The organism is Paenibacillus sp. FSL H7-0690, assembly GCF_037980415.1.
Taxonomy (GTDB): domain Bacteria; phylum Bacillota; class Bacilli; order Paenibacillales; family Paenibacillaceae; genus Paenibacillus_AQ; species Paenibacillus_AQ odorifer.
Genome location: NZ_CP150281.1, coordinates 6,748,173 through 6,774,038, shown reverse-complemented (window position 1 = coordinate 6,774,038; position 25,866 = coordinate 6,748,173). Strand labels below are relative to the sequence as shown.

22 protein-coding genes and 1 riboswitch are annotated in these 25,866 nt (G+C 43.2%); of the genes, 18 read left to right on the top strand and 4 right to left on the bottom strand.

What is annotated here, in order from left to right; translation table 11 throughout:
• Positions 1–25 precede the first annotated feature (25 nt).
• From MHI32_RS29815 to MHI32_RS29795, 5 genes are all read left to right on the top strand, one after another.
• Positions 26–622 (top strand): sensor domain-containing protein, encoded by a 597-nt coding sequence (locus MHI32_RS29815; RefSeq protein WP_076124185.1) that lies wholly within the window; start codon positions 26–28, stop codon positions 620–622.
• A gap of 22 nt (positions 623–644) precedes the next feature.
• Positions 645–1,250, top strand: a complete 606-nt coding sequence (locus MHI32_RS29810; protein ID WP_254847726.1) for a polysaccharide deacetylase — start codon at positions 645–647, stop codon at positions 1,248–1,250.
• Positions 1,250–2,014: a polysaccharide deacetylase family protein gene (locus tag MHI32_RS29805; protein ID WP_076179242.1), complete on the top strand. Its 765-nt coding sequence runs from the start codon at positions 1,250–1,252 to the stop codon at positions 2,012–2,014. Before MHI32_RS29810 ends, MHI32_RS29805 begins: the two co-directional genes overlap by 1 nt.
• Before the next feature lie 104 nt (positions 2,015–2,118).
• Positions 2,119–3,357, top strand: a complete 1,239-nt coding sequence (locus tag MHI32_RS29800; RefSeq protein ID WP_076191571.1) for an amidohydrolase — start codon at positions 2,119–2,121, stop codon at positions 3,355–3,357.
• Between the two features lie 97 nt (positions 3,358–3,454).
• Entirely contained in the window at positions 3,455–4,114 is a 660-nt protein-coding gene (locus MHI32_RS29795; protein ID WP_254848902.1) for a uracil-DNA glycosylase family protein, read from the top strand.
• A 22-nt stretch (positions 4,115–4,136) separates the two neighbouring features.
• Here MHI32_RS29795 and MHI32_RS29790 read toward each other — a convergent pair whose 3' ends face one another.
• Positions 4,137–5,051, bottom strand: a complete 915-nt coding sequence (locus MHI32_RS29790; protein WP_076132799.1) for a phosphatidate cytidylyltransferase — start codon at positions 5,049–5,051, stop codon at positions 4,137–4,139.
• Between the two features lie 95 nt (positions 5,052–5,146).
• Between MHI32_RS29790 and MHI32_RS29785 the strand changes: the two genes are divergently transcribed.
• The gene (locus tag MHI32_RS29785; RefSeq protein ID WP_076124175.1) at positions 5,147–5,707 is read left to right on the top strand and encodes a hypothetical protein; all 561 of its coding nucleotides are present in this window, start codon (positions 5,147–5,149) and stop codon (positions 5,705–5,707) included.
• On the top strand, positions 5,704–6,459 hold the full coding sequence (locus MHI32_RS29780) for a class I SAM-dependent methyltransferase (RefSeq protein ID WP_339188947.1): 756 nt from the start codon (positions 5,704–5,706) through the stop codon (positions 6,457–6,459). The genes MHI32_RS29785 and MHI32_RS29780 overlap by 4 nt, the downstream gene beginning before the upstream one ends.
• 59 nt (positions 6,460–6,518) lie before the next feature.
• Here the strand turns inward: MHI32_RS29780 and MHI32_RS29775 are convergent, their stop codons facing one another.
• Positions 6,519–7,793, bottom strand: a complete 1,275-nt coding sequence (locus MHI32_RS29775; RefSeq protein ID WP_340011621.1) for a HAMP domain-containing sensor histidine kinase — start codon at positions 7,791–7,793, stop codon at positions 6,519–6,521.
• A complete protein-coding gene (locus MHI32_RS29770) occupies positions 7,793–8,470 on the bottom strand; it encodes a response regulator transcription factor (protein ID WP_076099753.1) in 678 nt (225 codons plus the stop codon). The genes MHI32_RS29775 and MHI32_RS29770 overlap by 1 nt, the downstream gene beginning before the upstream one ends.
• A gap of 333 nt (positions 8,471–8,803) precedes the next feature.
• Between MHI32_RS29770 and MHI32_RS29765 the strand changes: the two genes are divergently transcribed.
• The 3 genes from MHI32_RS29765 to MHI32_RS29755 are packed head-to-tail and all read left to right on the top strand — an operon-like array spanning position 8,804 to position 12,328.
• Positions 8,804–9,547: a polyphosphate polymerase domain-containing protein gene (locus tag MHI32_RS29765; protein ID WP_076105108.1), complete on the top strand. Its 744-nt coding sequence runs from the start codon at positions 8,804–8,806 to the stop codon at positions 9,545–9,547.
• Positions 9,540–10,220, top strand: a complete 681-nt coding sequence (locus tag MHI32_RS29760) for a DUF4956 domain-containing protein (protein WP_076124168.1) — start codon at positions 9,540–9,542, stop codon at positions 10,218–10,220. The genes MHI32_RS29765 and MHI32_RS29760 overlap by 8 nt, the downstream gene beginning before the upstream one ends.
• A gap of 23 nt (positions 10,221–10,243) precedes the next feature.
• Complete coding sequence (locus MHI32_RS29755) at positions 10,244–12,328, top strand: carbohydrate-binding domain-containing protein (RefSeq protein WP_076309963.1); 2,085 nt, start codon at positions 10,244–10,246, stop codon at positions 12,326–12,328.
• 64 nt (positions 12,329–12,392) lie between these two features.
• On the opposite strand, the gene MHI32_RS29750 is transcribed toward MHI32_RS29755, so the two are convergent.
• Positions 12,393–13,025: a TetR/AcrR family transcriptional regulator gene (locus MHI32_RS29750; protein ID WP_254847725.1), complete on the bottom strand. Its 633-nt coding sequence runs from the start codon at positions 13,023–13,025 to the stop codon at positions 12,393–12,395.
• Positions 13,026–13,228: 203 nt separating this feature from the next.
• Here MHI32_RS29750 and MHI32_RS29745 point away from each other — a divergent pair, with 203 nt between their 5' ends.
• From MHI32_RS29745 to MHI32_RS29710, 8 genes are all read left to right on the top strand, one after another.
• Positions 13,229–13,990: an SDR family oxidoreductase gene (locus tag MHI32_RS29745; protein ID WP_076124164.1), complete on the top strand. Its 762-nt coding sequence runs from the start codon at positions 13,229–13,231 to the stop codon at positions 13,988–13,990.
• A 427-nt stretch (positions 13,991–14,417) separates the two neighbouring features.
• Positions 14,418–15,212 (top strand): alpha/beta hydrolase, encoded by a 795-nt coding sequence (locus MHI32_RS29740; RefSeq protein WP_076181841.1) that lies wholly within the window; start codon positions 14,418–14,420, stop codon positions 15,210–15,212.
• A 38-nt stretch (positions 15,213–15,250) separates the two neighbouring features.
• Entirely contained in the window at positions 15,251–16,240 is a 990-nt protein-coding gene (locus MHI32_RS29735) for a sensor domain-containing diguanylate cyclase (protein WP_340011617.1), read from the top strand.
• A 251-nt stretch (positions 16,241–16,491) separates the two neighbouring features.
• Entirely contained in the window at positions 16,492–16,887 is a 396-nt protein-coding gene (locus MHI32_RS29730; RefSeq protein WP_340011616.1) for a helix-turn-helix domain-containing protein, read from the top strand.
• Positions 16,884–17,921 carry an EAL domain-containing protein gene (locus MHI32_RS29725; protein ID WP_305953986.1) on the top strand — a complete coding sequence of 346 codons (1,038 nt, stop codon included), beginning with the start codon at positions 16,884–16,886 and terminating at the stop codon, positions 17,919–17,921. The genes MHI32_RS29730 and MHI32_RS29725 overlap by 4 nt, the downstream gene beginning before the upstream one ends.
• Before the next feature lie 110 nt (positions 17,922–18,031).
• Positions 18,032–18,604: a hypothetical protein gene (locus MHI32_RS29720; protein WP_256715745.1), complete on the top strand. Its 573-nt coding sequence runs from the start codon at positions 18,032–18,034 to the stop codon at positions 18,602–18,604.
• A gap of 157 nt (positions 18,605–18,761) precedes the next feature.
• Positions 18,762–18,848, top strand: a riboswitch (cyclic di-GMP riboswitch).
• A gap of 258 nt (positions 18,849–19,106) precedes the next feature.
• Entirely contained in the window at positions 19,107–24,920 is a 5,814-nt protein-coding gene (locus MHI32_RS29715; protein ID WP_340011613.1) for an NPCBM/NEW2 domain-containing protein, read from the top strand.
• 244 nt (positions 24,921–25,164) lie between these two features.
• Positions 25,165–25,800 carry a response regulator transcription factor gene (locus MHI32_RS29710; protein WP_076124152.1) on the top strand — a complete coding sequence of 212 codons (636 nt, stop codon included), beginning with the start codon at positions 25,165–25,167 and terminating at the stop codon, positions 25,798–25,800.
• Positions 25,801–25,866: the final 66 nt, after the last annotated feature.

The following is a 25,866-nucleotide window of genomic DNA, read 5'->3' as shown; positions in this document are numbered from 1 at the left end:
TTATTGCAGAGAGGGAGAGAAAAGCATGAATCAAATAATCCGGAAACATGTGAGAAATTTTTGTTTCTTATTAATTACTTTTGCCACAGGGCTATTTTACTTTTGTTTTTATCTGGTGGGCATTACCTTTGGAGTTTCGATGTCCTTCACCTTAGTGGGGATCCCGATCCTTTATTATGTTTTGCGTTCTACCGAGACTTTTTTACAGCATGAGCGAATTCGAACTAAAGTCTATACGGATATCTCGGTTCGCACGCTCCCAACCCGATCTCAAGAAGAAGGCAGCTTGTGGGAAAGGGTTAAGGCAGAGTTTCTGGATGAACATAACTGGAGAGCGATTTTAGGGTTGATGTTGCAGTTTGGAATCGGCATGGTCAGTCTCATTTGTGCCACTCTTTTTTACTTGACCCCTATTATTCTCTTGTTGTCACCTGTCCTGTATTTATTAGATGTGTCCTCTATATCGCTATTTGGGATTGAAAATAAAACATTTAACATCTCACTTTTCTTCATGTTGTTAGGTGCAGTGTCTCTATGGATAGGTGCTTATCTCGGAAACAGTCTGGTAAAGATGATCGGCAGGTATACGCGGCGTTTAGTGAAGGATTTTGCTAGAAGATAAACTTAAACAGGAAGAAGGAAAAATGATGGTAACCTCAGTTCCATTTATAAAATTATTCTCACAATCCCTTTGGATGATGTGGGAGAACATATTTGCTGTCATCACCAAATTTCGTAGTCAGTCCGTGCGTAGATATGGGATATGTAAGTTGGTAGTGTTGAAATATCACGGAGAAAGTTTGGTCTGCCAAGATGGGCAACGGATACTTCCGGGAGATTGGGTGGGTGAGCTTCATTTGGACAATCGCCAGATTGTGCAGCTGACACGTACGCTTGGCGCAGATCGGGCCGGAATTCGTACGGCACGCATGCTTCGCGAGGCTATGAAGGAGATCAGTCGCGATCTAGACAGCAATCCGGAACTAAGCAAAGTAAACGCGCTAACCGGGATTACACTGCTTCACCGGGGGATTATTCATGGAATAGGGTTTGAGCAGCGTCCTATCAAGTCCAAATGGCAGCGGCACTGGTTCGGGATATACCTTCGTTTTTTACTTCGCATGCTGCATCCGGAAGGGAAACATCGTGTAGAGGACAGCACAGAGAAGTTATCTCCCATGATGCTTGTGCTTAGCAAGCAGTCCTTGAAAGCGCGGTTTGCCCCGCGTAAGACAGAGGCGGCTTCCTAATGTGGGCCTTCATAATTTTAGCAGTGGATGTGATTGTTTTTTATATGATCGTTCCTTTTGCGCTTACCCGAATATTGGGATGGGGGGTTCACTCGGAGGTAGGTGCAGAGAAAGAAATTGCGTTTACGTTCGATGACGGTCCGGATCCTTGTTATACACCTGAACTTCTAGATCTATTAAAAGAGCATGGCATAAAAGCGACCTTCTTCGTATTGGGCAAAAAGGCGCAGCAATATCCGGAACTGATCGAGCGTATGCACAGAGAAGGGCACCAAATCGGCATTCATAATTATACTCATACACCCAACTGGATCCAGTTCCCCTGGACCAATAGACGGAAGCAAGTAGATCGCACCGCAGACATTGTTGAGCGAATTACAGGAGAGCGGCCTATCTTTTACCGCCCACCTTGGGGGCTTCTTAATCTAGGGGATTTCTTTTTGCTGAGAGAATCTTATCGAATCGTATTGTGGTCTGTCATGGTCGGAGATTGGAAAGCGTCACTGAGTGCAGAGCAATTAAAGGATGCCTTAATAAAAAAAATAAAACCAGGCTCAATCATTGTTCTACACGACAGCGGAGATACACCGTGGGCAGATGAAGAAGCGCCCTTGAATATGATCACTGGATTAGAAGAAGTCTTAAAAGAAATGGATAAAAAGGGTCTGAAGTGTCTGCGGATAGATGAACTGCTGAACAAGGAAGTTAATTATAGTAGAGAAGCTAGATCCAGAGTCAAACATCGGGGTCAGATTGATCTGTAGCTATTGAAATTTCTCAATCATTTTTTATATGGCAAGGGCTATGGTAACATTTAGAGTAAAGCGGTCCGTACCTATATAAATTGTTGAGAAAAGGATGGGGTAGCATGTTGAATGCTTCTTACTGGTTAACCAATATAAGATTAGAACAAGGTTATGTTATTGAGGATGGGCAAGTAGCGGGTACGAATACGAAGGTTTGTCATCTCCGCATTGACGGGGATAAGATTTCAGAAGTTGTTGGAGCAGACATCGAGCTTCAGAGCCAGCTCCCGAAATATGACTGTAAAGAGTTGTTGATGCTGCCTTCTTTCGAAGAAGCACATATCCATTTAGATAAAACATATTTCGATGGACCTTGGAGAGCGGTAAAGCCTGCGTCCAGTGTTTTCGAACGGATTGAGGAAGAGAAGGTATTATTGCCTAAGCTGCTGCCCATGGCGAGACAACAAGCAGAGAGCATCCTGACGCTTATTCAGGGGTTTGGTGCCACACATGTGCGCAGCCATTGCAATATTGAGCCTGTCAGCGGCTTGCAACGATTAGAAGCGACTGTACAAGCATTAAATGCATTCGCGGGTAAAATTTCATCTGAAATTGTGGCGTTTCCGCAACATGGCCTGCTGCGCTCGGATTCTGTGCAGCTGGTAAAACAATCTCTGGCAGAGGGAGCAACCTTTGTAGGCGGAGTAGATCCTTATACGGTGGATGGAGATATCGAGAAGTCACTTCAGACGATGGTGGAATTAGCAGTGATGAGTAATGCCGGCATTGATATTCATTTACATGATGGAAAAGAAGCGGGAAAGAAAACACTGACGCGGTTAGCTGATCTGACGGAAGAAGCTGGCTTGCAAGGAAAGGTCACGGTCAGTCATGCGTTCTGGTTCGCAGGAGCTCAGCAGCAAGAGGCAGAAGAGGTAGCTAAACGGATGGCATCACTGGGTATGACTATTGCATCCACAGTGCCTATTGGAAGAATGATGATGCCACTTCCGATGCTGCACAGCCAAGGGGTAAAAGTGAAGCTGGCAACAGATAGCCTTACCGATCACTGGTCCCCTTTTGGAAATGGAGATCAACTGGAGAAGGCAGGGCGTTACGCGGAGTTGTACGGCTGCAATGATGAATTGGCATTATCTCAATCCCTCAGATTTATAACAGGAGGATTAACACCCCTTGATCCAAAAGGCGAGCAGGTATGGCCAAAGGTTGGCGACACTGCTAGCTTTGTGCTGCTGCATGCCAGCTGTTCGGCTGAAGCAGTTGCCCGAAGAGCGCAGCGCCAAGCGGTCTGGTACGAAGGCCGACTGGTGAGTGGTTCGATAACAAATAGAGACCTGTGAGGCAGATGATATGCTCCTCTCTACCTATCTGCAACAGTATAAATCGGCGATCCTCTCACTCCCGAAGGGTACAGTGCTAACTAAAGAGGATCTGCAGGTGGAAAAGCTTCTAATGGAGCGTAATGGCAAGGTGGAAATGTATTATGCCCCCCATAATGAGTACATTAATCCTTCTGCTAAGGTGATCATTATAGGGTTAACGCCCGGGTTCACACAAATGGGCATAGCGATACAAGAAGCGATCATAAGTCTGGAAGCTGGTTTGTCAGATGAAGAGGTATGTAGGACAGCGAAGGAAGCGGCGAGATTCGCAGGCTCCATGCGGAACACGTTAATTCATATGTTAGATACACTTAAACTGCATCAACACTTGAACCTAACCTCTTGTGAAGAACTATTTCAGCAGCAGCAGACGATCCTGCACACCAGCTCTTTATTACATTTTCCCGTGTTCGTGGATAAGAAAAATTATAGTGGGGCCCAGCCCAAGCTACTTTCAAATTCATTCCTCAGGGCGCAGGCATTATCTTCCTTGCGTGAGGAGCTGAACATACTGAGCCGGGCCTTAATTATTCCCTTAGGAAAAACAGTGGAAAGTATACTTCAACTCCTTGTGTCCGCAGGTGAGCTTGATAAACAACGCTGCTTATGGGGATTTCCCCACCCCTCGGGCGCCAACGGACATCGATATAAGCAGTTCGCCAGCCAGCAAGAACAAATGGTGAAGATACTGCATAATCATTCATGGAAGGGCTGATTCATGCTCCCCATCAGATGATCTACATGAAGTCGAAAAAATAACGAATGACATGAAAAAAGACCGGTGAAGTGTAGGTTAAGCTATCGATCCGGCTTAAATGGCTTTGCTTCAATGCCACGAATTTATCGCCATCGCCGATTAGCAGATCCCGCTTTAACACGGAAACCGTTAAACTGCCAAAGAAGCCGCTCAAGCTGATCAACATGCCTGACAATAACCCGAAGATTGGGTTGAGCGGCGTCAGGTAGGGATAGATTAGATAGGAAACTCCTGTCGTGATGACAAATGCAAAAGCGAAACCCTCCCAAGTCAAATACGGATTGGCGGTGGGAACTATTTTCCGCTTTCCTACATAGAGTGATGCCAGATAGTGGACCACATCATTGAGCTGCGTTAGCACTACTAGAAAAAGCACAAGCCCCGCTCCATACTCCGGTGTAGCAAATTGAAAGTAGGCCAAGTGACTAAGTCCGAATACCATCAGCATAAGCCCCCATTGGGTGGAGCTGACACTACGCATAAAACCAACCGTGCCTTTATTAATCATTCTGGGCAGCGGTAGGAGCAAGAATACATATACCGGGATGAAGACAATAAACATTCCGTACCACTCGATATAAATCCAGTAGAACTGCAACGGAATGGATAAGTACGCCCACAGAAATAGCCTGCGGTCGGATTTTCGTGATTTCATCATAGAGAAATACTCTTTCAGTGCAAAGAAGCAGAGCACCATGAGAGACAGCAGAGAGACGACGGGATTAAATAGGGTAGCTAGGCAAAAGATAAAAAGCATTCCCCACCACGTCTTGATACGAAAGCCAATGCCCGTATAATCCTTATTTGGTTGTAGCTTCCCTATAACTACATACATCAAGTGAATGGCCGATAAGGCCGCAAAGATAAGAATTATAGTTAATAAAGAGCGGTCGATAACTGATCACCAACTTGTCCTAGAGTAGATTCCATTAATGGGTTCATATGTTATTATGAAGGAAACGCTCAAACTTGATAAGGGGAAAATTGTAAATGGCAGCAGATCCATCGGTCTTTATATTACTGACGAATACCGGGACGCTTTTTACGAAGCTCATTCAAGGCTATACAAAAGCACCCTATAATCATGCCTCGATCTCCTTTAATCGGGAGCTTTCCGAGCTGTATAGCTTTGGCAGAAAGCATCCGAGCAACCCCCTGAATGGAGGGTTTGTGAAGGAGGATATTAAGACAGGTACGTTCAGCAAATACCCTAATACAACATGTGTCCTATATGAACTTCAAGTTACAGCCCGCGAAGTGGAGAAAATGGAGCGGGTCTTGCAAGTCTTTATCCGAAGCCGTCAAAAGTATCTCTATAATATTCTCGGCGTAATTGGCATTGCCCTGAAGGAGCCTGTCGAATTCAGCAACTCTTATTTTTGTTCGCAATTTGTAGCGGAAATTCTAGAGCGGTCGGGCATTAAGTTATGGGATAAGCTGCCCGCACTCGTTACTCCGGATGATTTTCGCCAAAGTGATCGGCTGCGTTTGGTTTACCAAGGTAAATTAAGTGATTATGAACCTGAGCGCCTAGGAGGAGACGAAGGATGAATAGCAAAGAAATATTTTCTAATCGGGTGGATTCGTATGTGAAATATCGGCCGAGCTATCCTGGAGAAGCCATTGATTATTTGTACAATACTATTGGGCTCCAACCCAATTGTGATATTGCTGATATTGGTGCAGGAACAGGAATCTTCTCAGCATTACTTCTGGAGCGCGGGAGTCGTGTGACTGCCGTTGAACCCAATCCGGAAATGCGTAGAGCTGCGGAAGAGAATTTCGCAAAGGATAACCATTTCTCTGTATCGCCGGGGTCTGCTGAACATACAGAATTATCCGACCAGTCCATGGACTTTATCGTATGCGCCCAAGCGTTTCACTGGTTTGATAGGGACGCAACGCAATTGGAATTCAAGCGGATTCTAAAACCGGGTGGAAAAGTTATTCTGATATGGAATTCCCGGCTTACTTACGGTACCCCATTTCTGGAGGAATATGAGCAGCTGCTGCAGACCTTCGGGACGAACTACACTCAAGTTAATCATAAGAACATTACCCCTGAGATCCTTAGTTCCTTTTTCAAGAAAGGACAGATGCAAGTAGCGCATTTTAGCAATCAGCAGGTATTTGATTTGGAGGGCTTAAGCGGGCGGCTTCGATCGTCTTCCTACACTCCGGTCCCCGGAGATCCAAGCTATGAGAATATGATGGCCGAGCTGCGGAATATTTTTGAACGAAATAACCAGGGTGGGCAAGTGTTTTTTGATTATAAGACCGAAATTTATTGGGGCGAAGTGTAAAGTAAATAAAAAGACTCAAACCTTAGAGATAACAGGGTTTGAGTCTTTTTTACTTGTAGTTATGAAAGATGTACGTAAAACGTGGTGGACTCGCCGACAAAACTTTTGGCATAAATTTTTCCCTTATGCTGTTCAATAATCGATTTGGCAATCGCCAGCCCTAGGCCATATCCCCCTTGTTTACGCGCCCGGGAAGCATTTGTACGGTAGAATCGGTCAAAGATGCTCGCTAAGTGCTCCGGCGCAATGCCCTCCCCCGTATTGGTGACCGCTAACACCATGTCATTATGTTGTTTTTTAAGGGATAAGGTGACTGAACCTTTAGGGTTCGAATATTTTACAGCATTGTCCAAGAGGATCATAATCACTTGTTTGATCTGTTCACTATTGCCTAGCACTGTCAGATCAGGCTCGATGTCATATTCAAGGGAGATATGCTTCTCAAAGATTACAGCTTCCATCGTTAAAATGATATTTTCAACCACGTCGCTCAGATTGAATTTCGAATAAATCATTCTCGATCTGGAATCGTCCATCTCGGTCAGGTACAACAGATCATTGGTCAGGCTGGTCATTCTTTCTGTTTCCGACTTGATATAGTGCAGCCACTTGGACTGATTGTGAATGGTGTCATCACTGTTGGACAGGAGAACATCCGCATTGGTGTTAATAATAGTCAACGGCGTCTTTAACTCATGGGAAGCATCCGCAATAAATTGTTTCTGTTTCTCAAAAGCCTCCTTTACCGGCGCAATTGAACGATTAGCAAAAAAGCGGCTAGCGAAGTACAAGATAATCAGCATCACTGAGCCAACTACAGAGAAGGTATAGATTAGATTGGTGAGGATTTTTTGCTCTGCAGTGATGTCCAGAAATACAAGCATCGCCCCATCATTCGTATGCTGGATGTTGAAGATCCATTTGCTGCTATCCAAGGTGAACCTTCCGGTATCTTTACCGGTGCTTAGTGCTTCTTGCAGAGCCGTATTATAAAATTCATCGTCCATACTAAATTTGGAATCTTTCCCCGTAAGGTTGGACGCTGTATCTATTTTCAGCATAAATGAGATTGAGCGTTCTGGAGGAGGTGTTCCGTTATCCGTACGTTTATTATCCACACGTGGTAACGTGGCTCCCCCTTTGGTATTGCCTAATCGTCCTGTGTCACCACCGGGAGACTTGTAGTTTTCCATGATTCTGTGAAGATCCATCTGAATATCGTTTTGGACATCTCGGTACGTAATTACATATATGGAGATGAAGGCCACAAGCATGATCACCGAGATGGTGACTAAGTTAACAATAAGAAACCGATTTCTGAGCTTCGTGAACATCAGGTCGTCACCTCTAATACATACCCTACGTTTCTGATCGTACTAATGCGTACGGTCGAATTTAAGAAGGTCAGTTTTTTTCTCAAAAAAGAAATATACACCTCTACATTATTGTGCTCAGCATCTGAATCAAAGCCCCACAGCTTCTCAATAATTTGTTCTTTGGAGGTTACAGCTTGTTTCCTCAAGATCAGAAGCTCCAATAGCTCGCATTCCTTTAGATTGAGCTTGATCTCTTTGCCACCCACGGTAAGCTTCAGATTGGATGTATTCAGTTCAATATCCCCGAACTTTAAAGCATCATCCGGTATCACCTCGCCTTTACGTCTTAGTACAGCCCTTATTCTTGCCAATAAGATCTCCGAGGAAAAAGGTTTGGCGATATAATCGTCAGCTCCATAGTCCAGCCCAGTGACCATATCTGTAATTTCACCCTTTGCGGTAAGCAGGATAACGGGAGTGGGTATCCCCTTTTTCCGCAGCGTCTTGAGGACGCTGACCCCATCCATCTCAGGCAGCATGATGTCGAGCAGCAGCAAATCATAGATTCCACTCAGTGCGTAATCCAGACCCGACCTGCCGTCATGGACTGCATCCACCGAATAATTATGTTTTTTTAATATTTGAGTTAAGGCTTCAGCGAGATGAAGCTCGTCTTCTACTATTAATATTCTCATGGTTTTGCCATCCCCTACATAGAACCAGTATTTGTTATTGAGGTCATTATATCAGGATTACCTTTATTGAACCTTAATGAAGGTTGAGATAGAAGTGACTGCGAACAGCAGTTTGAAATCAAGAAATCTGCAGACAACAGCGGCCGGAAGTCCAACATCACCGCAGTTACGATGTACACCTGTTAAAGTCGTCAGCGGTCTTCTCCAACTATTAAGGGAATGTAAAAGATAATCAATAATTTGTAAAACCATTTAAGATTCATTAAAGGTTTGGGATCTAAGATACATTCATAAGCACACGAGACAACGATAAACAGAAAGGATTGATCACATATGGCGATTGAGGTATTCAACCGTTATGAGAACAAATATTTGTTGGACAACGAAGCCTACTATAAATTTTATAACCAATTGCTTGAATACATGGAACTAGACGATTTCAACAAGCAACATGAGTTTTACTCCATAACCAACTTATATTATGACACGGAGCACAACACCCTGATTCGTAACAGTCTTGCGAAGCCCAAGTACAAAGAGAAGCTTCGTTTAAGAGCTTACGGTGTTCCAAATCAAGATACGAAGGTGTATCTGGAAATCAAGAAGAAGGTATTTGGTCTTGTTAATAAAAGAAGAACGTCGCTCAAATTAAACGAGGCTTATGATTTTGTCGCCACCGGCATGGAACCGGAATTCAAGGATTACATGAATAAACAGGTGATTGAAGAGATCAAATATTTTCTGACACGCTATGATTTGCAGCCCAAGGTGTATCTGTCTTATGACCGAAAAGCGTTGTTCTGTAAAAACAATCGCGATCTAAGAATTACATTCGATACAAATATTCGCAGCCGCCGGTACGATCTGAAGATGGAGCACGGTGTTCATGGCGAACCCTTGCTGGAGCCGGGGCAGTGGCTTATGGAAGTAAAGGCTGAGAACACGATTCCGGTCTGGCTGGCCAAAATGCTCTCAGAGCATCAAATGTACCGTACAAGCTTCTCCAAGTACGGCAACGAATATAAAAAAATGCTGAAGAACAGTAAAACAGAACGGGAGAGTGCCCTCTATGCTTGATTCATTATTTACCGTAGCAACTAGTACAGAGTTAACGTTTACCAACGCACTGCTAACTATTTTTATAGCTATTGCTCTTGGCGGGATCATTAGCTACACCTATATGAAGACCAATGCAAGCGGCTATTCGCAAAGCTTCACACTAACAATGGTACTGCTGCCCGTAATTGTGGCCATCATCATTTTGCTTATCGGAAGTAATGTTGCCAGAGCTTTCAGTCTTGCCGGGGCGTTCTCCATCATTCGGTTTAGAAGTGCGCCGGGCGATCCGAAGGATATCACATTTGTTCTGTTCACCATGGCTTCTGGACTTGCCTGTGGAGTGGGTTCCTTTGGATATGCAGTTTTTTTCACACTTATCCTATGCGCCCTTATGTTTATCCTTAACCGGACTAACTTTGGTGTAAGAACAACGTCGCAAAAAACATTAAAGGTAACCATCCCGGAGAGTCTGGGATATGAGGAAGCCTTCGCTGAAGTATTCAATAAATATAACGTTGGGTATGAGCTTAAAAAGATTAGAACGACTGAGCTTGGCAGTTTATATGAACTGGTCTACGCTGTAACGCTGGGTGAGGCTGTAAACCAGAAGGAATTTTTGGATGCGATTCGTACCCGGAACGGTAATTTAGACCTGTCTCTGACCATGACTCCAACTGCTAATGACTATTAAGATAACGAAAGGATGGATGAAAAATGGATAAATATATAACCGGAAGTAAAGTAGGAATCTTGCTATTGTGTGCATTACTTATGTCGGCTTGCAGTACCAATGCCACAACAACACAGTCTGAAGCGGCGGCGGGTACAGTAGCAGCCTCGGGAACAACGATAACTCAGAATGGGGCTGCTACGGGAGTACAACTGGCAAGCGCCAAATTGTCCGATCTGGTGACGTTCGATGAAGAGGATTCTAATACAACTTGGACGGCTGACCAATCGACGGAAATTGCTTTGGCTGGAACAAGTGCGCTTGTTGACGGCACCGGGGCTGAGTCCAAGGATGGCTCAGTGACAATTACTGCAGCAGGAACTTATGTGCTGTCTGGTAAGCTGAGTGATGGACAGATTGTAGTTAATAATCAGGATGAAGGTGCTGTGCACTTGGTACTGAACGGTGTGAACATCACGAACAGCGATAGTGCAGCAATTGATATTAAAGAAGCGGGGAAAGTGATCATTACCTTGGAAGACGGGACGGAGAACTCCGTATCTGATGGAGCAACTTACGTGTATGCCGATGAAACTACAGATGAACCGAGTGCGGCTATCTTCAGTAAAGCGGATTTAACGATTAATGGGACCGGGAAGCTGTCTGTTTCCGCTAACTATAATGACGGAATTACGAGCAAGGACGATCTAAAAATTATGGGTGGCACTATTGAAATTAAGGCTGCCGATGACGGGATTGTAGGTAAAGATCTTGTCGCTGTACAAGACGGAAATATCAGCATAACGGCAGAAGGCGATGGAATGAAATCAACCAACGATACTGAGACGGACAAAGGCTTCATAGCAATAGCAGCAGGAACATTTGATATTACGGCTGGTAATGATGGAATTCAAGCTGAGACTTCACTTGTAATAGAGGGCGGAACATACACCTTAGTTACGGGTGGGGGCAACGAGAAGGGTGAAGTGAAAACAGGTGATCAAGGGCAAGGTATGGGCATGAGAGGTGGCCGAGGTCAGGGAACAGGGGATCAAGCACCAGGAACAACAGGAACAACAGGAACCTCAACATCTGAAACCAAACCAGAGACGATGCCAGAAACAAAACCGGAGATACCAACAACGGAAGCATCAACAACGACAACAACGGCAACAACTACAGAATCGGAAATACCAAGTACTAAAGGTTTGAAGGCTGGAGGAGATATTAGCGTAAACAACGGAACCTTTACCATCGATTCTGCTGATGATGCAGTGCACAGCAACAGTAACATTGCTATAGCTGATGGAGAATTCAACATCAAAACTGGCGACGATGGAATCCATGCGGATGCTTTGGTGGCGATATCTGGTGGTAAAATTGATATTACGAAGAGCTACGAAGGGATTGAAGGAGCAAACATCGAGATTTCCGGTGGCGAAGCTCATGTGGTTGCTTCTGATGATGGAGTGAATGTAGCAGGAGGTAACGATGAGGCGACTGTAGGCGGCGGCCCTCAGGAGCAGGATCAATTCAGCGATTCTGCTAGCAATATGCTAACGATTAGTGGAGGAACACTAACGGTCGATGCTTCAGGTGACGGGCTGGATTCGAACGGCTCCATCACAATGTCGGGTGGCACGGTTATTGTTAATGGACCTACCAATAGCGGTAACGGTGCACTTGATTTCGACGGTAGCTTTGAACAGAGTGGAGGAACTTTAGTGGCTGCGGGAAGTTCGGGCATGGCACAAGCACCGTCTGACACCTCTAGCCAACATGCAGTCAGCATGACCTTCCCTCAGACCCAGGAGGCTGGAACATTGGTTCATCTAGAGGACAGCGAAGGTAACTCGATCCTGACCTTTGCTCCTTCGAAGAGCTACCAAACGGTGGTGATTAGTTCACCGGATCTGAAGGACGGCGGTTCTTACACCCTCTACTCGGGAGGTACCTCGACCGGTAGTGAAGCGAACGGACTGTATACGGATGGTGAATATACAGGAGGAACAAAAGTAGTAGCGTTCGAAATTACAAGCAGCGTAACTTGGCTAAATGAATCCGGAGTAACAACCGCAAACACTAATCAAGGTCCAGGTGGCGGTGGTGGTGGAAACAGAAGACCTTAGGTTATAAATTGCATTCAAAAGCCACTCCAGCATTTTGGAGTGGCTTTTTTTAGTTTGAGATAAATTAGTCGCCGTTAACAGGGATGGAATTCTGTTTAATCGGTTGATTTGAAGTGTTGATGATCACATTATGTGAATTAAAAGACAGAATTTCAATCAGCTGCTCTGCCATATGGTTAGCTGTATATTTAAATCCGCCTTTTACCCACTCTATGATTAATCCAAATAGAGCATAGGCGGTATAACTGGAAAACAATTCGATATTTACATTGGTATTAGTGTTATTAACTGCGACTAAGTCCCGCTTGGTGAGCTCCTTTAAGAGGTCGCAAATCCTATTTTGGAACCCTGGCAGAACATTGGAATTTATAATGATGGTATAAAAATTAGAGTAAGAGACCACATGTTCAAAAATCTTGATGCTCGAGGTGGTCAGCTCACTAACTATAAATTTATCGGTATGAAGATAGGGTTCTTTATAAGCCTTAATTAAATCCTCCAACACATCATCAATTAGCTCATTTAGAAGTTCTTCTTTGGTTTGATAATGTTTATAGAAGGTTCCGCGGTTTAAATCGGCAAGAGTAACGATATCGGTTATCGTAATGGTGCGGAAATTCTTTTTTTCCATGAGTAATATCAATGCGTTTTTAAGCTCTTTACGCGATTTGCTAGTTCTCCGATTATTTTTAAGCAACAGAAGACCACCTAACTGTCTATTTTCTAATCCTATTTGAACAGAATCCCACGTTATATATATTTATGAACATTTGGTGTCCCATTTGTATATTGATAGTTAAATTTTAGAGGATTAAACTTGAGTAGTATAAATTTTAAGCGTTAAAGAGATTTTATATATTGATATTTACATTATAGATAAACGTAAAGGAGACTTCCAACATGAAACTTCAAGACAGAGTTGCAGTGGTTACTGGGGCGGCATCGGGTATGGGGAAATCTATCGCAGAGTTGTATGCTAAAGAAGGGGCAAAAGTGATTGTAGCCGATCTGAACCTAGAAGGTGCTGAACAAGTAGCCGCAGGGATCAATAGTAACGGTGGAGTAGCTAAGGCACTGAAAGTAAATGTTGCCCTGGTTGGAGATATTGATAGCATGATTGATACCGCTGTAAAAGAATATGGCACGCTAGATATTTTAGTGAATAACGCAGGGATTATGGATGGCTTTGAGCCAGTTGGTGATATTACAGATGAACGATGGGATCTTATCTTTGATATCAATACCAAAAGTGTAATGCGGTCCACTCGTAAAGCGCTGCCTATTTTTCTGGAAAAAGGAAAAGGGGTTATCGTTAATACCGCTTCTACAGGTGGCGTAAGTGGTGCCCATGCGGGAGCAACTTATACTGCCTCTAAACATGCTGTAGTAGGCTTGACGAAAAACACAGCTTTTATGTATGCCAACAAAGGGATTCGTTGTAATGCTATCGCACCAGGAGCTACTGCCACAAACATCAGTGCTTCAATGAAAAATATAAATGAATTCGGCGTGAGCCGTACGCAATTAACACAGGCTGTGATCCCTCGTGTAGGTACACCTGAAGAAATCGCACAAGTTGCGTTATTCCTGGCTTCGGATGATTCCAGTTTTGTAAACGGAGCTATCATCGCTGCTGATGCGGGTTGGACTTCTGCATTCTAAATGTTGGTTGTCTACCTCTGCCTCAACAGTTTATCCAAGGAGTCTTACGGACCCAGATGACGTTATTCGCAAATTTTCAGCCTTTTGAGAAGGGATTCGGACTCCAGAGACGCTATTTCATATAAATCGGCCCATATTTTGTGTTTTCGCGCCAATAGCTGCAGTGGAGTCCGATAGCAATTCAAATGTGGAATAATGGCGCATTTAAGGTCTTCTGGGTCCTCTAACCAATTTTTTGGGGCAAAATGTTATCGGATTGAACGCAGGGGTGCCCCAGCACGCTACCATTTTGCCAAATGATGACCCAAACGGGAGGCTACATAAAACTCCGCTAGAGATTAATCTAGCGGAGTTTTTTCTACGCTTGATATTTCCAGGGGAACCCTGCAAAATAGAGAGAATGCTAACTATAGAGGAGTTATATGAAATGAACGATGTTATGGTGCGGAATCATGTAAAAGTCATTGGAGCAGGAGAAAAAACTATCCTTTTTGCGCATGGATTTGGGTGTGATCAAAGCATGTGGCAGTTTATCACGCCGTCATTTGAGAAAAAGTATCGAATCGTTCTATTTGATTATGTAGGCTCAGGCCATTCAGATTTAAGCGCATATACATCGGATAAATATCATACTCTCCATGGTTATGTACAGGATGTACTAGATGTTATCGAAACATTTGAACTCAAGGATCTTATTTTTATAGGCCATTCTATTAGCTCTATGATCGGTTTGCTTGCTTCAATCGAGCGGCCGGATTATTTTAATAAAATGATTATGATCGGACCTTCCCCACGTTATTTAAATGAGGGAGATGCTTATTTCGGGGGCTTCGAAAAAAGTGATATTACTGAGCTTCTGGATATGATGGAGATGAATTTCGCGGGCTGGGCTAGCTTTATGGCTCCACTTGCGATGAATAATCCTGACCCAATGTTGACTAAACAGCTGGAACGAAGCTTTATTTCGGCCGACCCTATTATCGCTAGAGAATTTGCGGAAGTTACATTTTTTTCGGATCATCGAGAAGATCTGCCTAAAGCGACAGTGCCTACACTCATATTGCAATGCTCGGATGATAGTATCGTTCCTATAGAAGTAGGAGAATATTTACATAGACACATGAATAATAGTACGTTCCGGTTAATGGAGGCCAAGGGCCATTATCCACATATTAGCCATCCGCAGGAGACCATTACTTTGATTAATGAGTATCTTGGGTGAGATGGAGAAGATTATGGTGTTGAAAGGATATTTAGACAATGGATGACCGGTTAAAATATGCGCCATGCGGATATGTTTCCATTACCCATGAAGGAATGATCCTCGATGTGAATCAAACCTTTTTGGATGGGATGGGATATCAGCAGGTTGATTTGGTGAATAAACATTTTGAATCTATCATGTCTACGGCCAACAAGCTTATTTTTCATTCATACTTCTATCCTTTTATCAATCTGAATGGACATGTAGAAGAGCTATTTATCAATTTGAAGGACAGCAAGGGGCAAGCCGTGCCTTACTTGTTAAATGGCAGACGCCTTGAGTGTGAAGGTGTAGAGGTCATTGATTGTATTCTCGTACAGATGGGCAAACGTATTGATTATGAGCTAGAGTTACGATCTGCGAAGAAGCAAATAGAAGAGGCGTATTGGGAAAAAGATCAGGCGCTGGCAAAGCTCAAACAAATCCACCTGGAAATCGAGCAAAAGCAAGCTGAATTACTGGAGATGAATGCCGTTTTAGTAGAGCTATCTACTACAGACAAGCTTACTGGATTAAAGAATAGAAGGTTCCTGCAAGAAAAGCTGGAAGAACAGATTGCAGCGTATCAACGTGATCAGGCGCCTTTTTCATTATGTATTCTAGATATTGATCACTTTAAAAATGTGAATGATAGCTACGGTCATCAGATGGGTGATTATGTCCTGGAGAAATTGGCGAGTGTCCTGAAGTCCCAATCTCGTAAAGAAGATATCGTAGCTAGGTATGGTGGTGAGGAGTTTATCCTTTTGCTGCCTAATACAGATTCATCGGATGCCACGGCAATAGCGGACAATTTGCGGCAATTCATAGCCAGCTCCACTTGGGAGATTGGCAGCATTACGGTAAGCATTGGCATAGCTACCTTTGAAGCAACCGATACAGACATCACTCTTCTGGAAAAAGCTGATCAAGCGCTTTACGTTTCTAAAGAACAGGGGAGAAATCGCGTTACGCATATTATGGATTTGAGTGAAAAGCTTCTTTAATTGGAGGCTTTTTTTGTTATTTATAAACGATACATCCTCTTTGCTCTAATTGCTCTAAAATGTCTGTTCCCTTCAAGCTGTGATTCCATCTGAGATCCAGTTTCTCTAATCGTTCAAGCTGTAAAAGGGAATTCGGAATTTCATGAATGGATCTCCTTTGTAAATCGTATTGGCATCAAGCCTATGTGACAACGTTACGATAGAATATAACAGGATGATGATTTATTATCAGTATGTTGGCATACAAAACTATGGAATGTGGATCATGCCTACATTATCTATTCGGGGATTATGGCGATCTGGAAGTGATCCATCCCTCCAATATAAGAGTGCTGTCTGCGGTGGCTATGAATGATACTGTATTATTTGAGATTAAACATGAGCCTTTTAAGCAGATGTTTGCCGATTACCCGTTGATTAAGGAGCAATTGATGCTGCTGCAAATGGACCGTTTATTTTTATCGAATCGGTTATTACATGAAATGAAATTTCATGATGCGAGAGCGCGTGATATGATCGGAACGTTAAGGGAGACGGCTACCCTTGTGCTTAAAGATCTGCAAGAACAAAAGATTATTGAGATTCAACATCAGCAGATCACCGTGTTAGACCCGGCGTATTTACTGGAGTATACGGATTTCGATTGAGAAGAGCCGTTCCGGGATTCAGAGAATCGATTATTAAAGGGGTTATGAATGTGGCTTGTAATCATTGTGTAGTAAGAGATCTGAATTTTGAAATCAAGGCTCATGGTGAGCTTAATCTTAGGGTTTTACCTGAGGTTATTCATCACTTGAGTAGAAGTAATACGATACATAAGGTGGAAGAAAATGTGATTACAATTAAGGAGGCTGGGGTGCGGGATTTTCTGGATTTCTGTAATGACCATATGGAGTCGGAGCAGGTTGAATTCCGTATAGATGACCAAACATGGAGACCTCTATCCGAATTACCCACTGTACTTGATATGGAGTGGATTGATGAGGTTATCACTAAGGGTCTTGTTACTTGCTACTTCCAACCGATTGTGAACGTAAGGGAAGAGATTTTTGCATACGAGCTCCTATCCAGATTTAAAAAAGAAGACGGATCTCTTATCTATCCTAATGAGATTTTTGCGGCGGCAAGGAATCGTGGGCGTTTATATGCTTTAGACCGGTTATGTAGAATGACGGCTGTAAAATATGCTGCACCCTTAAATAAAAAAACGTTTATTAATTTTATCCCAACGTCGATCTACGCTCCAGAGTTCTGCTTAAGATCAACCGTTGAACTGGCCAATCAATTAGGCGTCGATCCTTCTCTTTTTGTCTTTGAAGTTGTTGAGACGGAGAAAGTGGATGATCTCGCTCATTTGAAAGCTATTTTGACATATTACAAGGATCGGGGATTTGAATACGCTTTAGATGATGTTGGTGAGGGCTTCAGCACGATCGAGATGTTATTGGAGCTTAAACCCCATTACATGAAGCTGGATATGAAATATGTTCAGGGTGTGTCCAGCGATCTGAACAAACAGAAAATAGCAAAGCAATTTTTAGAAAAAGCTTTAGAAATCCAATCCGTTCCTTTAGCAGAAGGTGTGGAGTTTAGAGAGGACTTTGAATGGCTTAAGCAGAGTGGTTATCAGTTGTTTCAGGGATATTTATTTGGAAAGCCTGATCCTATTCCCAAACAGTAATCCTAATGAGTATATATCCGTCCAGAGGATGAGATGAATTTCAGGTCAGAGTCTGAGTACAGCCAACCCCCGCGGTTGTATAATTTAGGTAATTTGAAAAGGGGGACGGGATGGATATGAAATGGCATCAATTTGTAACGCGCTGGGCGGATTCTAGGGGCTTTGATGGACGAGAGATTGATTATCAATGGCCTTCTCCTTCATTTCCGGTCATCAGTATTCGCAGTAATCTAGGGCGATACTCAGGTCAAGCGTATGGCCGTGGAGGTAAACCCCGTGTGAAGACAGCCGTTGGATTAATCGCTATTGGAGATGTAGCTGTTGGCTTGATTTCCATAGGTGCGATAAGCGTGGGCGTATTATCCTTAGGAGCAATATCACTGGGAATGTGGTTAGCGATCGGAGCAATAGCACTTAGCTGGCTTGGCTTCGCAGTGGGAGCGATTGCGATTGCAGGCGTGGCTGTAGGAGCGATCGCAATCGCGGAAAAAGCGTTGGGGGCCATCGCCATAGGGGATACGGCGTTTGGTGCGATAGCGATAGGCAGGATCGCTGGGGGTGCCATAGCTATCGGACAATGGGCATATGGTGTAATCGCAGTTGGCGAACATGGTTTCGGATTAATTCCCATCACGGGCGATGTGTGGAATTGGTTCCGGCGTTTGTTTGGATCGGGGAGTTAAGTAGACCTACAGTCCTAAAGGATGCCCTTCTCTTCCGGGATGGTCGATAAATAATATCTATCACATAAGAAAAACTAATTGCAATTACCTATATTCATTTCATACCAATTAATCATGCGATCCGATCTAGGCTTATGTTACTCTTTGAATGTATTCGAAACTTCATAGGCAAACCTATGGAAATGTAGGGACGCAAAGCTAAAGGGACTAAGGTTATCATAACTATTGTCAGCCAGCTGCCAAAGAGTGTGTAACGCTTTTTGTTAAAATATAAGAAAGTATAAGTTATACACCTATACTTAATATCTTATATTTCTCGCTTAAACGCTTACCGTCCTTATAAGGACGCCGAAGGCGTTTATGCTTGTTAAGGTTTAATAAAAATTAAGTCTTAATTTTTAGGCGACTTTATACGCAATCAAGCTACTCTTTTGGGGTAGTTTTTTTTGTGCCCATTTTTGGGCACTGGAGAGATTCATATGACATCTGGGGGTAAGAAAAGATGAAGAAAATGATTGCGATCGCTACATCGGCGGCCATATTGGCCAGTTTTTCAAGTGAGGCAGGTTATGCTTTAGCAAGTGAGGTAAGCAAGGTAAATGTAACAAAAACAGTGGCGCAAAGTAAGGTTAACTTATTAAGCAACGCCTCGGTTATTCCGTTTGAGCTGTACGGCAAGGATGCTCTAAATGCCTATAATGAGGTTTTTAGAATGAATCCAGCAAATATTAAATCCATCACAAATAACGGTGGCAACTACTCAGGCTCGCCTATAGCTAAGGCTATGGATGGGGATATGAGCACGCATTGGGAGACTGGCAAACCGAATAGTTCAACGTTTACGAATGAGATTGTATTTGTTTTCAATGAGTCCACTGAATTAAATAGAATGGTATACGCGGCTAGGCAATCCGGTGCGAAAGGTAAAGGTTTTGCTCAAGAATTTGATATCTACGGCTCCACTACCGATGCGGGTGATTTTACGCTCGTGTCTTCTGGAGAATATACAGGCTCAACCGGTGATGTAGTGGAGATTCAGTTCGCACCTACGACTTTTAAGAGACTTAAATTTGTCTTCAAAAAAGCGAACCAAGATTGGGCGAGTGCGGCTGAGTTTTCTTTTTATAAAGAGGATAGTGTCTCTGCTAAAATGAAAAAATTATTTACAGATGATACCTTGAGCCAAGTTAGTGCTGCCTTTAATACGACAGAGAAATTAACAGCTTTAGAGAATGAAGTGCAGGCACATCCACTGTATGCGCAGTTTAAAGAAGAGATAGAGAATGCAAAGATCCTTTTGGAGAACCATCAGGTAGAGGCAACGGTAGCCAAGGTTTCGAAGCTAAAAGGGTATGGAACAGCCTATGAAAATGCCTATAGCCAAGCTTATAGAATGCCGAATGCAAACGTATCAAAAGTAACGGTGAACGGTGGAAGCTACTCAGGTACGAAGCCTGAATATATGCTGGATGACCAGCCCACTACGCATTGGGAAACGAACAAAAACAATGATGCAAGCTTCACGAATGAAGTTGTGTTTGAACTAGCGCAAGCGGAGGTGCTGGACAGAGTAGCTTTTTTAGCTAGAGATAACCGCAAAGGATTCCCAGAGGCTTTTGAAATCTATGCATCAGAGACGAGTAAAGGAGAGACCTTCCAACTTGTATCTAGCGGAACCGCGATTAGTACCAATGACTTTCTGGAATTTAAATTCGAACCGACGAAGTTTAAAAGATTAAAATTTAAGTTCACAAAAGCTAATATCAACAGACCTTTTGCGGCTGAATTTAGATTTTATACAGAAGATAAAGTAAGCGAAGCAGTAAATGGCATTTTCACAGATGGAACGATGAGTGCGGTTGTGCCTGCTTATAATAGCGTCGAAGCAATCAACGAATTAGAAGAAGCGGCAAAAGTACATCCGCTCTATCCAATCCTGAAAGATTCTTTGGATTTAGCTAAGAAGCTAGTGAATGGTGAAGTTCAAACCGAAGGCACCATCATTGAGGCGGAACAACGTGGAGATATGAAAAAGCATGCGCAGGAAAACCTGAGAATTGGTTTTGGTACGAACAACCAGCCTACAGGTCTCGTTGCAATGCCTGGAGATACGATCAACGTTTATGTGGACGCAGCTTCTAACGATAAGCTACCTTCTTTAGTCTTTTCTCAACAAGAGGCCGCTTGGAATGTTTGGGCTAGAGGTGTGCAATTGCGTCCAGGTAAGAACATTATAACCGTTCCTGAATTTGCTACGAATAGTTATTATGCACATGAAGTGACTAAGGGCGGTACAGTGTATATCGTCAATCCATATACAGCTGAGGAACAAGGGAAAGCGCCATTGATCCGCTTCGAAGGTTTAGAAAAGATTCCTTTTATGACCAAGACCACGGATCCAGAACAATTCAAAACCTTCTTAATCACATACAAACAAAGACTGGACGAAGATAAAGCGGCTCATCCAAATGTTCAAGATCGTAAACTCATAGATGTGGTAGAAATGGCCAGCGATCATGTTATTTTCACAGGAACGGCGACGGAGGCGTACAACAAATATATTACGCAAGGAAATAACCCGCTGGACACCGTAACTGGGTATGACACCTGGATGAAGAGCATTTTTGCCTTCTATGGCTTGGATGGCAGTAGCGAGATTCATGATGCCAAGCTAATTCGTGAGAATATTCGCTTGATGCAGCCTTATGGTGCGATGTATGCAGCGGGAGATCATACAGGGATCCAACTTGGAACAGTAGGAACCATGTTAGGTGATTTTAATAAAGCCTATCCGGGCTGGGGACTGAATCACGAAATTGGGCATCGCTTGGCTATGGGTGAACGGGAATATGGCGAAGTAACTAATAATATGGTGTCTATGTTTATGTCTGTCGCAGCGAATTCGATAGATAATCGTATACCGTATGAATCAGATATCTATAAATATGTCCTCGAAGAAAATAAAGTGGTTATGAATCAGCAGGGCTTATTTGCACAACTCGGAGCCTATTGGCAGCTGGAGCTGGCACATCCGGGATACTGGACAGAGCTGACCAAGCTATATCGGGAGCGGAAGGTCACCCTTACCAACGGTGACAATTCCAAGCAGCAGTATTTGGTGGAGTTCTCTTCCGAAGTGCTGAGTTTAGACTTAAGCAGCTATTTTGCCAGACATGGCTTCACTGTGAATCCTGAGACAAAAGCGAAAGTAGCCAAGTATCCGGCACCGCAAAAGTTATGGTATTTAAATAACTCGGTGATTAATTATGAGGGAACTGGAATAGCGGATAAAAATCTGGCCATTAAGGTTAATATCACACCTAACACCACGGCTAGAACGAACACGTTAAGTTTCAGTATAGATAAAGAGCTTAAGCAAGACTTTTTAGGATATGAAGTGTATAGAAATGATGTGTTAGTTGGTTTTACAGGAACTGACCAATTTGTGGATCAGAATGTAGATGCGAGTATCAACTATACGTACAAGATCGTCGGTTATGATAAAAAGCTGAACCCACTGAAGCCCGTACAGGTTAAAGCCTTTAAGCCAGCCTTGTCTGTTGAAGATCAGCTCACTTTAAAGCTTAATCAAACCTTTGATCCGATGAGCTATGTAAAAGCGGCTAACTATCTAGGAAACGATATTACTGCAGATGTCTCTCTGAAAGCCAATAACGTTGATGTAACGCAAAAAGGCAACTACGAAATTGTATATGAAGTGAAAAGCGAAGGGGTTACGGAAACGAAAACCACACAGGTTACGGTAACGAGCGACTACGCCTATATTTCCGATCTCAATGCCAAGTCAGTCGTTGTAGGCTGGGGTGAATTAAAGAAAGATAAAGCCGTTTCCGGAGGAATCATAACCCTTGTTCGCCAAGGGTTGGCTGCGACGTACGCGAAAGGGATTGGTGTTCATGCCAACTCTGAGGTAGTTTACGATATTGAAGGTAAGGGTTACGACTTCTTTGAAAGCTACATTGGGATTGATCAAGCCATGAAAGGGAAACCTTCCTCGGCTACTTTTGCAGTGTATGTGGATGGAGAACAGAAATTTGAGAGTGATGTTTTCCGGGCAGGAACAGAACATCAATTTGTGAAAATCCCTGTGACTGGCGCAAGAGAGGTGAAGCTGGTTACAACAGATGCTAAGGATGGCAATGCTTCAGACCATACGGTATGGGCGGATGCGAAGTTCTCGAATAATTCAAGCAAACCTACCATTACAGTACCGGAAGAGACAACCTTCGTTAAGCTGAACAGCGAATTTGATGTGTTGAGCGATGTAACAGCTTTTGATACGGAAGATGGTAACTTAATTGGAGCCGTTGAAGTGCATTCAAATGGATTCACATCAAGCAAAACAGGGACTTACAACGTCGAATTTTCAGTTACAGACTCAGATGGGAACTCCGCTGTGCAGGCCAGAAAGATTGTTGTATACAGCGCTAGTAAATACCTGAGTGATATAGATTGGCAATCGGCAAAAACGGATTATAATGTGGTTCGAAAAGATAAGGCTAGCTCTAACAATCCGATTAAGCTGCTGGTAAATGGCGAGGTCAAAGAGTTCGCTAAGGGCTTAGGAACCCATGCCAGCTCTGAAATCGTGTATAATCTGGCGGGTGCAAACTATGAATATTTTGAAACGTATGTAGGGGTTGATAGAAATATCCCTGAGCAAAGCAACTCCAGTGTAATTTTCAAAATCTTTGCCGATGGGGCAGAGGTTTATAACAGCGGACTGATGAAATTTGGTACAGAGGCCAAGCTTGCGCGGATACCTGTTAAGGATGTAAGTGAATTGAAGCTGGTGTTAGATAATGCAGGTAACGGAAATGCTTCAGATCACGGTGATTTTGCTGATGCGAAGTTTATGATCTTGAACAATACACCAGAGCTTACCATACCTAAATCTGTCTCAACCAAAGTGGGTCAAGCGATTGATATCAGTGAAAGCTATTCGGCAATGGATTCGGAAGACGGTGACTTGACGGCTCAAGTGAAGGTCACAGGCCAAGCGCAAGTTAAATTCAACCGGGCCGGAAAGTATCCAATCACTTACACAGTAACAGATAGTGATGGAAATACGACCACGAAGATTAGAACTATAGCCGTAGTAGACATGACGGACTTTACGTATCTGACGGATTACGACTGGAATTCTACTCAGAACAGCTATACTGCACCTTTGAAGGATAAATCTATTAGTGCAAATACGCTGAGATTAACAGATGAGAACAATCAGGTAGTGTCCTATGAAAGAGGAATTGGAGCGCACTCTAACTCGACGATTGTATACAATCTAAGCGACAAAAACGCGGACTATTTCACTTCCTATGTAGGTGTAGATAGACAAATGTACGGTTCTGTTGGTTCGGTGAGCTTTGAGGTGTTTGTCGATGGAGAGAAGAAATTCGATAGTGGGGTCATGGGTTCGAGAGATCCGCAGAAATTCATCGAATTGGATATTAATGAAGCAAAAGAACTGAAATTAGTCGTCACAGACGGGGGAAATGGCAACGGATCTGACCATGCTGCATGGGGTGGAGCCAAACTACATTTCGCTAATGGAGATCACTTATTCACTAGAGATCTCGAACAGGCGATTGCAGCGGCTAAAGCAATTTCTCTAGAAGGCTTCACACCTGAGAGCATCGCGGCATTTACGTCCAGCCTCTCGATAGCAGAGACAGTGTTGGCTAACTCTTCTGTTACGCAAAGTGAAGTAGACGAAGCTGTAGCAGCGTTGCAACAAGCAACCGAAGGTTTGGTCCAAATAGATCTTACGCAAGTAATTACTGTGGCGGACCCGTATTTAAGTGCTTCGATCAAGACTACATTGGGCGTAACTGGAGAATTAACATTAGGTGATATGTATAACCTTACAACGTTAACTAGCGAAACCAGAAGAGCCAGATCCTTGGAAGGTTTGCAGTACGCGAAGAACCTAGAGACACTTGATATTACTGGAAATGAGATTACAGATTTCTCCCCATTACAAGGATTAACTAAACTAACGAGCTTATTGGCCGACCCACAAATGGTAGAGGTAGGAGAATTTAAGGGACCTGTAGTTGAAGTGGCCAATCTGGTGAAAGGGCTCGATGGCAGCAAAGTGATCCCTAATTCGGCTGGAGTAAGAAACACTAGAACATCTAAAGAAATTGTGTTTGATATGAAGGAATGGGCTGCTAATCCGGATGTGTTCACTATTGACCTATCAAACGAGGAGAAAGGAACTTACATGCTGGGGTTAACTTACCAAGTCGCAGGTAATCTCGTGCAAATCATTTCTTTTATTGATAATAATTAAATTCCCAAGAAAGCAGGCGGATTGTGGTCTCTATAACCATGGTTCGCCAGTTTTTAAATGAGGGGTTTTTATGTAAAAATATCCATTTTGTCATATGACAAAAGAAATGACAACGCTCACTATAAGCGGTGTAGTCTTTTAACTATACTTAATCAGAAATGCGCCAAATTTAAATGAATACTCCAATTGAAGCTTTTTATACAAAGAAGTAAATAATGTATGCGGTTTAGAGGGAGGTGTTTCTGTGAAAATCATCATTGTAGATGATCATCCTTTAGTTAGAAGAGGGCTGGCATCTGTCATTGCAATGCAATCGGATATGCAATTTGCCGGTGAAGCTACGAATGGTCCGGAAGCACTTGATGTGATTGAAGAGACAAAGCCAGACATTGTCCTCATTGATCTTAAGCTTGCTGATGAATCAGGACTGGATGTCATTAAGATAGCACGTACCCGCGGCATTGTTAGTAAATTCATACTGTTGACTTCCTCTGCGAGCAGAGAGGATTTTTTGAGGGCTGAAGAAGTGCTGGTAGACGGATATGTTCTGAAAGAGGCACTGCCGGAGGAATTACTGTTTGCTATCCAGTTGGTGTACAAAGGGAGAAAATACTATGATCCTGGTCTAATGGAAGAAAAGATGCGAATGAGCGCCAGCAGTCCAACAGATGAATTGACACCAAAAGAGAAGGAAGTCCTGATTCAGCTTGGACAAGGTGCTTGCAATAGAGTGATTGCCACACGTCTTTTTATCAGTGAATTTACGGTGAAGAAGCATGTCAGTCAGATTTTAGCGAAGCTGCAGGTTACTGACCGGACACAGGCGGCATTGTGCGCAAACGCGATAGGATTAACGAAATATGAAATGTCTTATGAGTAGAACGGCAAGATCAGATGTTATAATGGCTTTAACTACTTTGCGAGATTGAGTATTCTGTCTAATTGT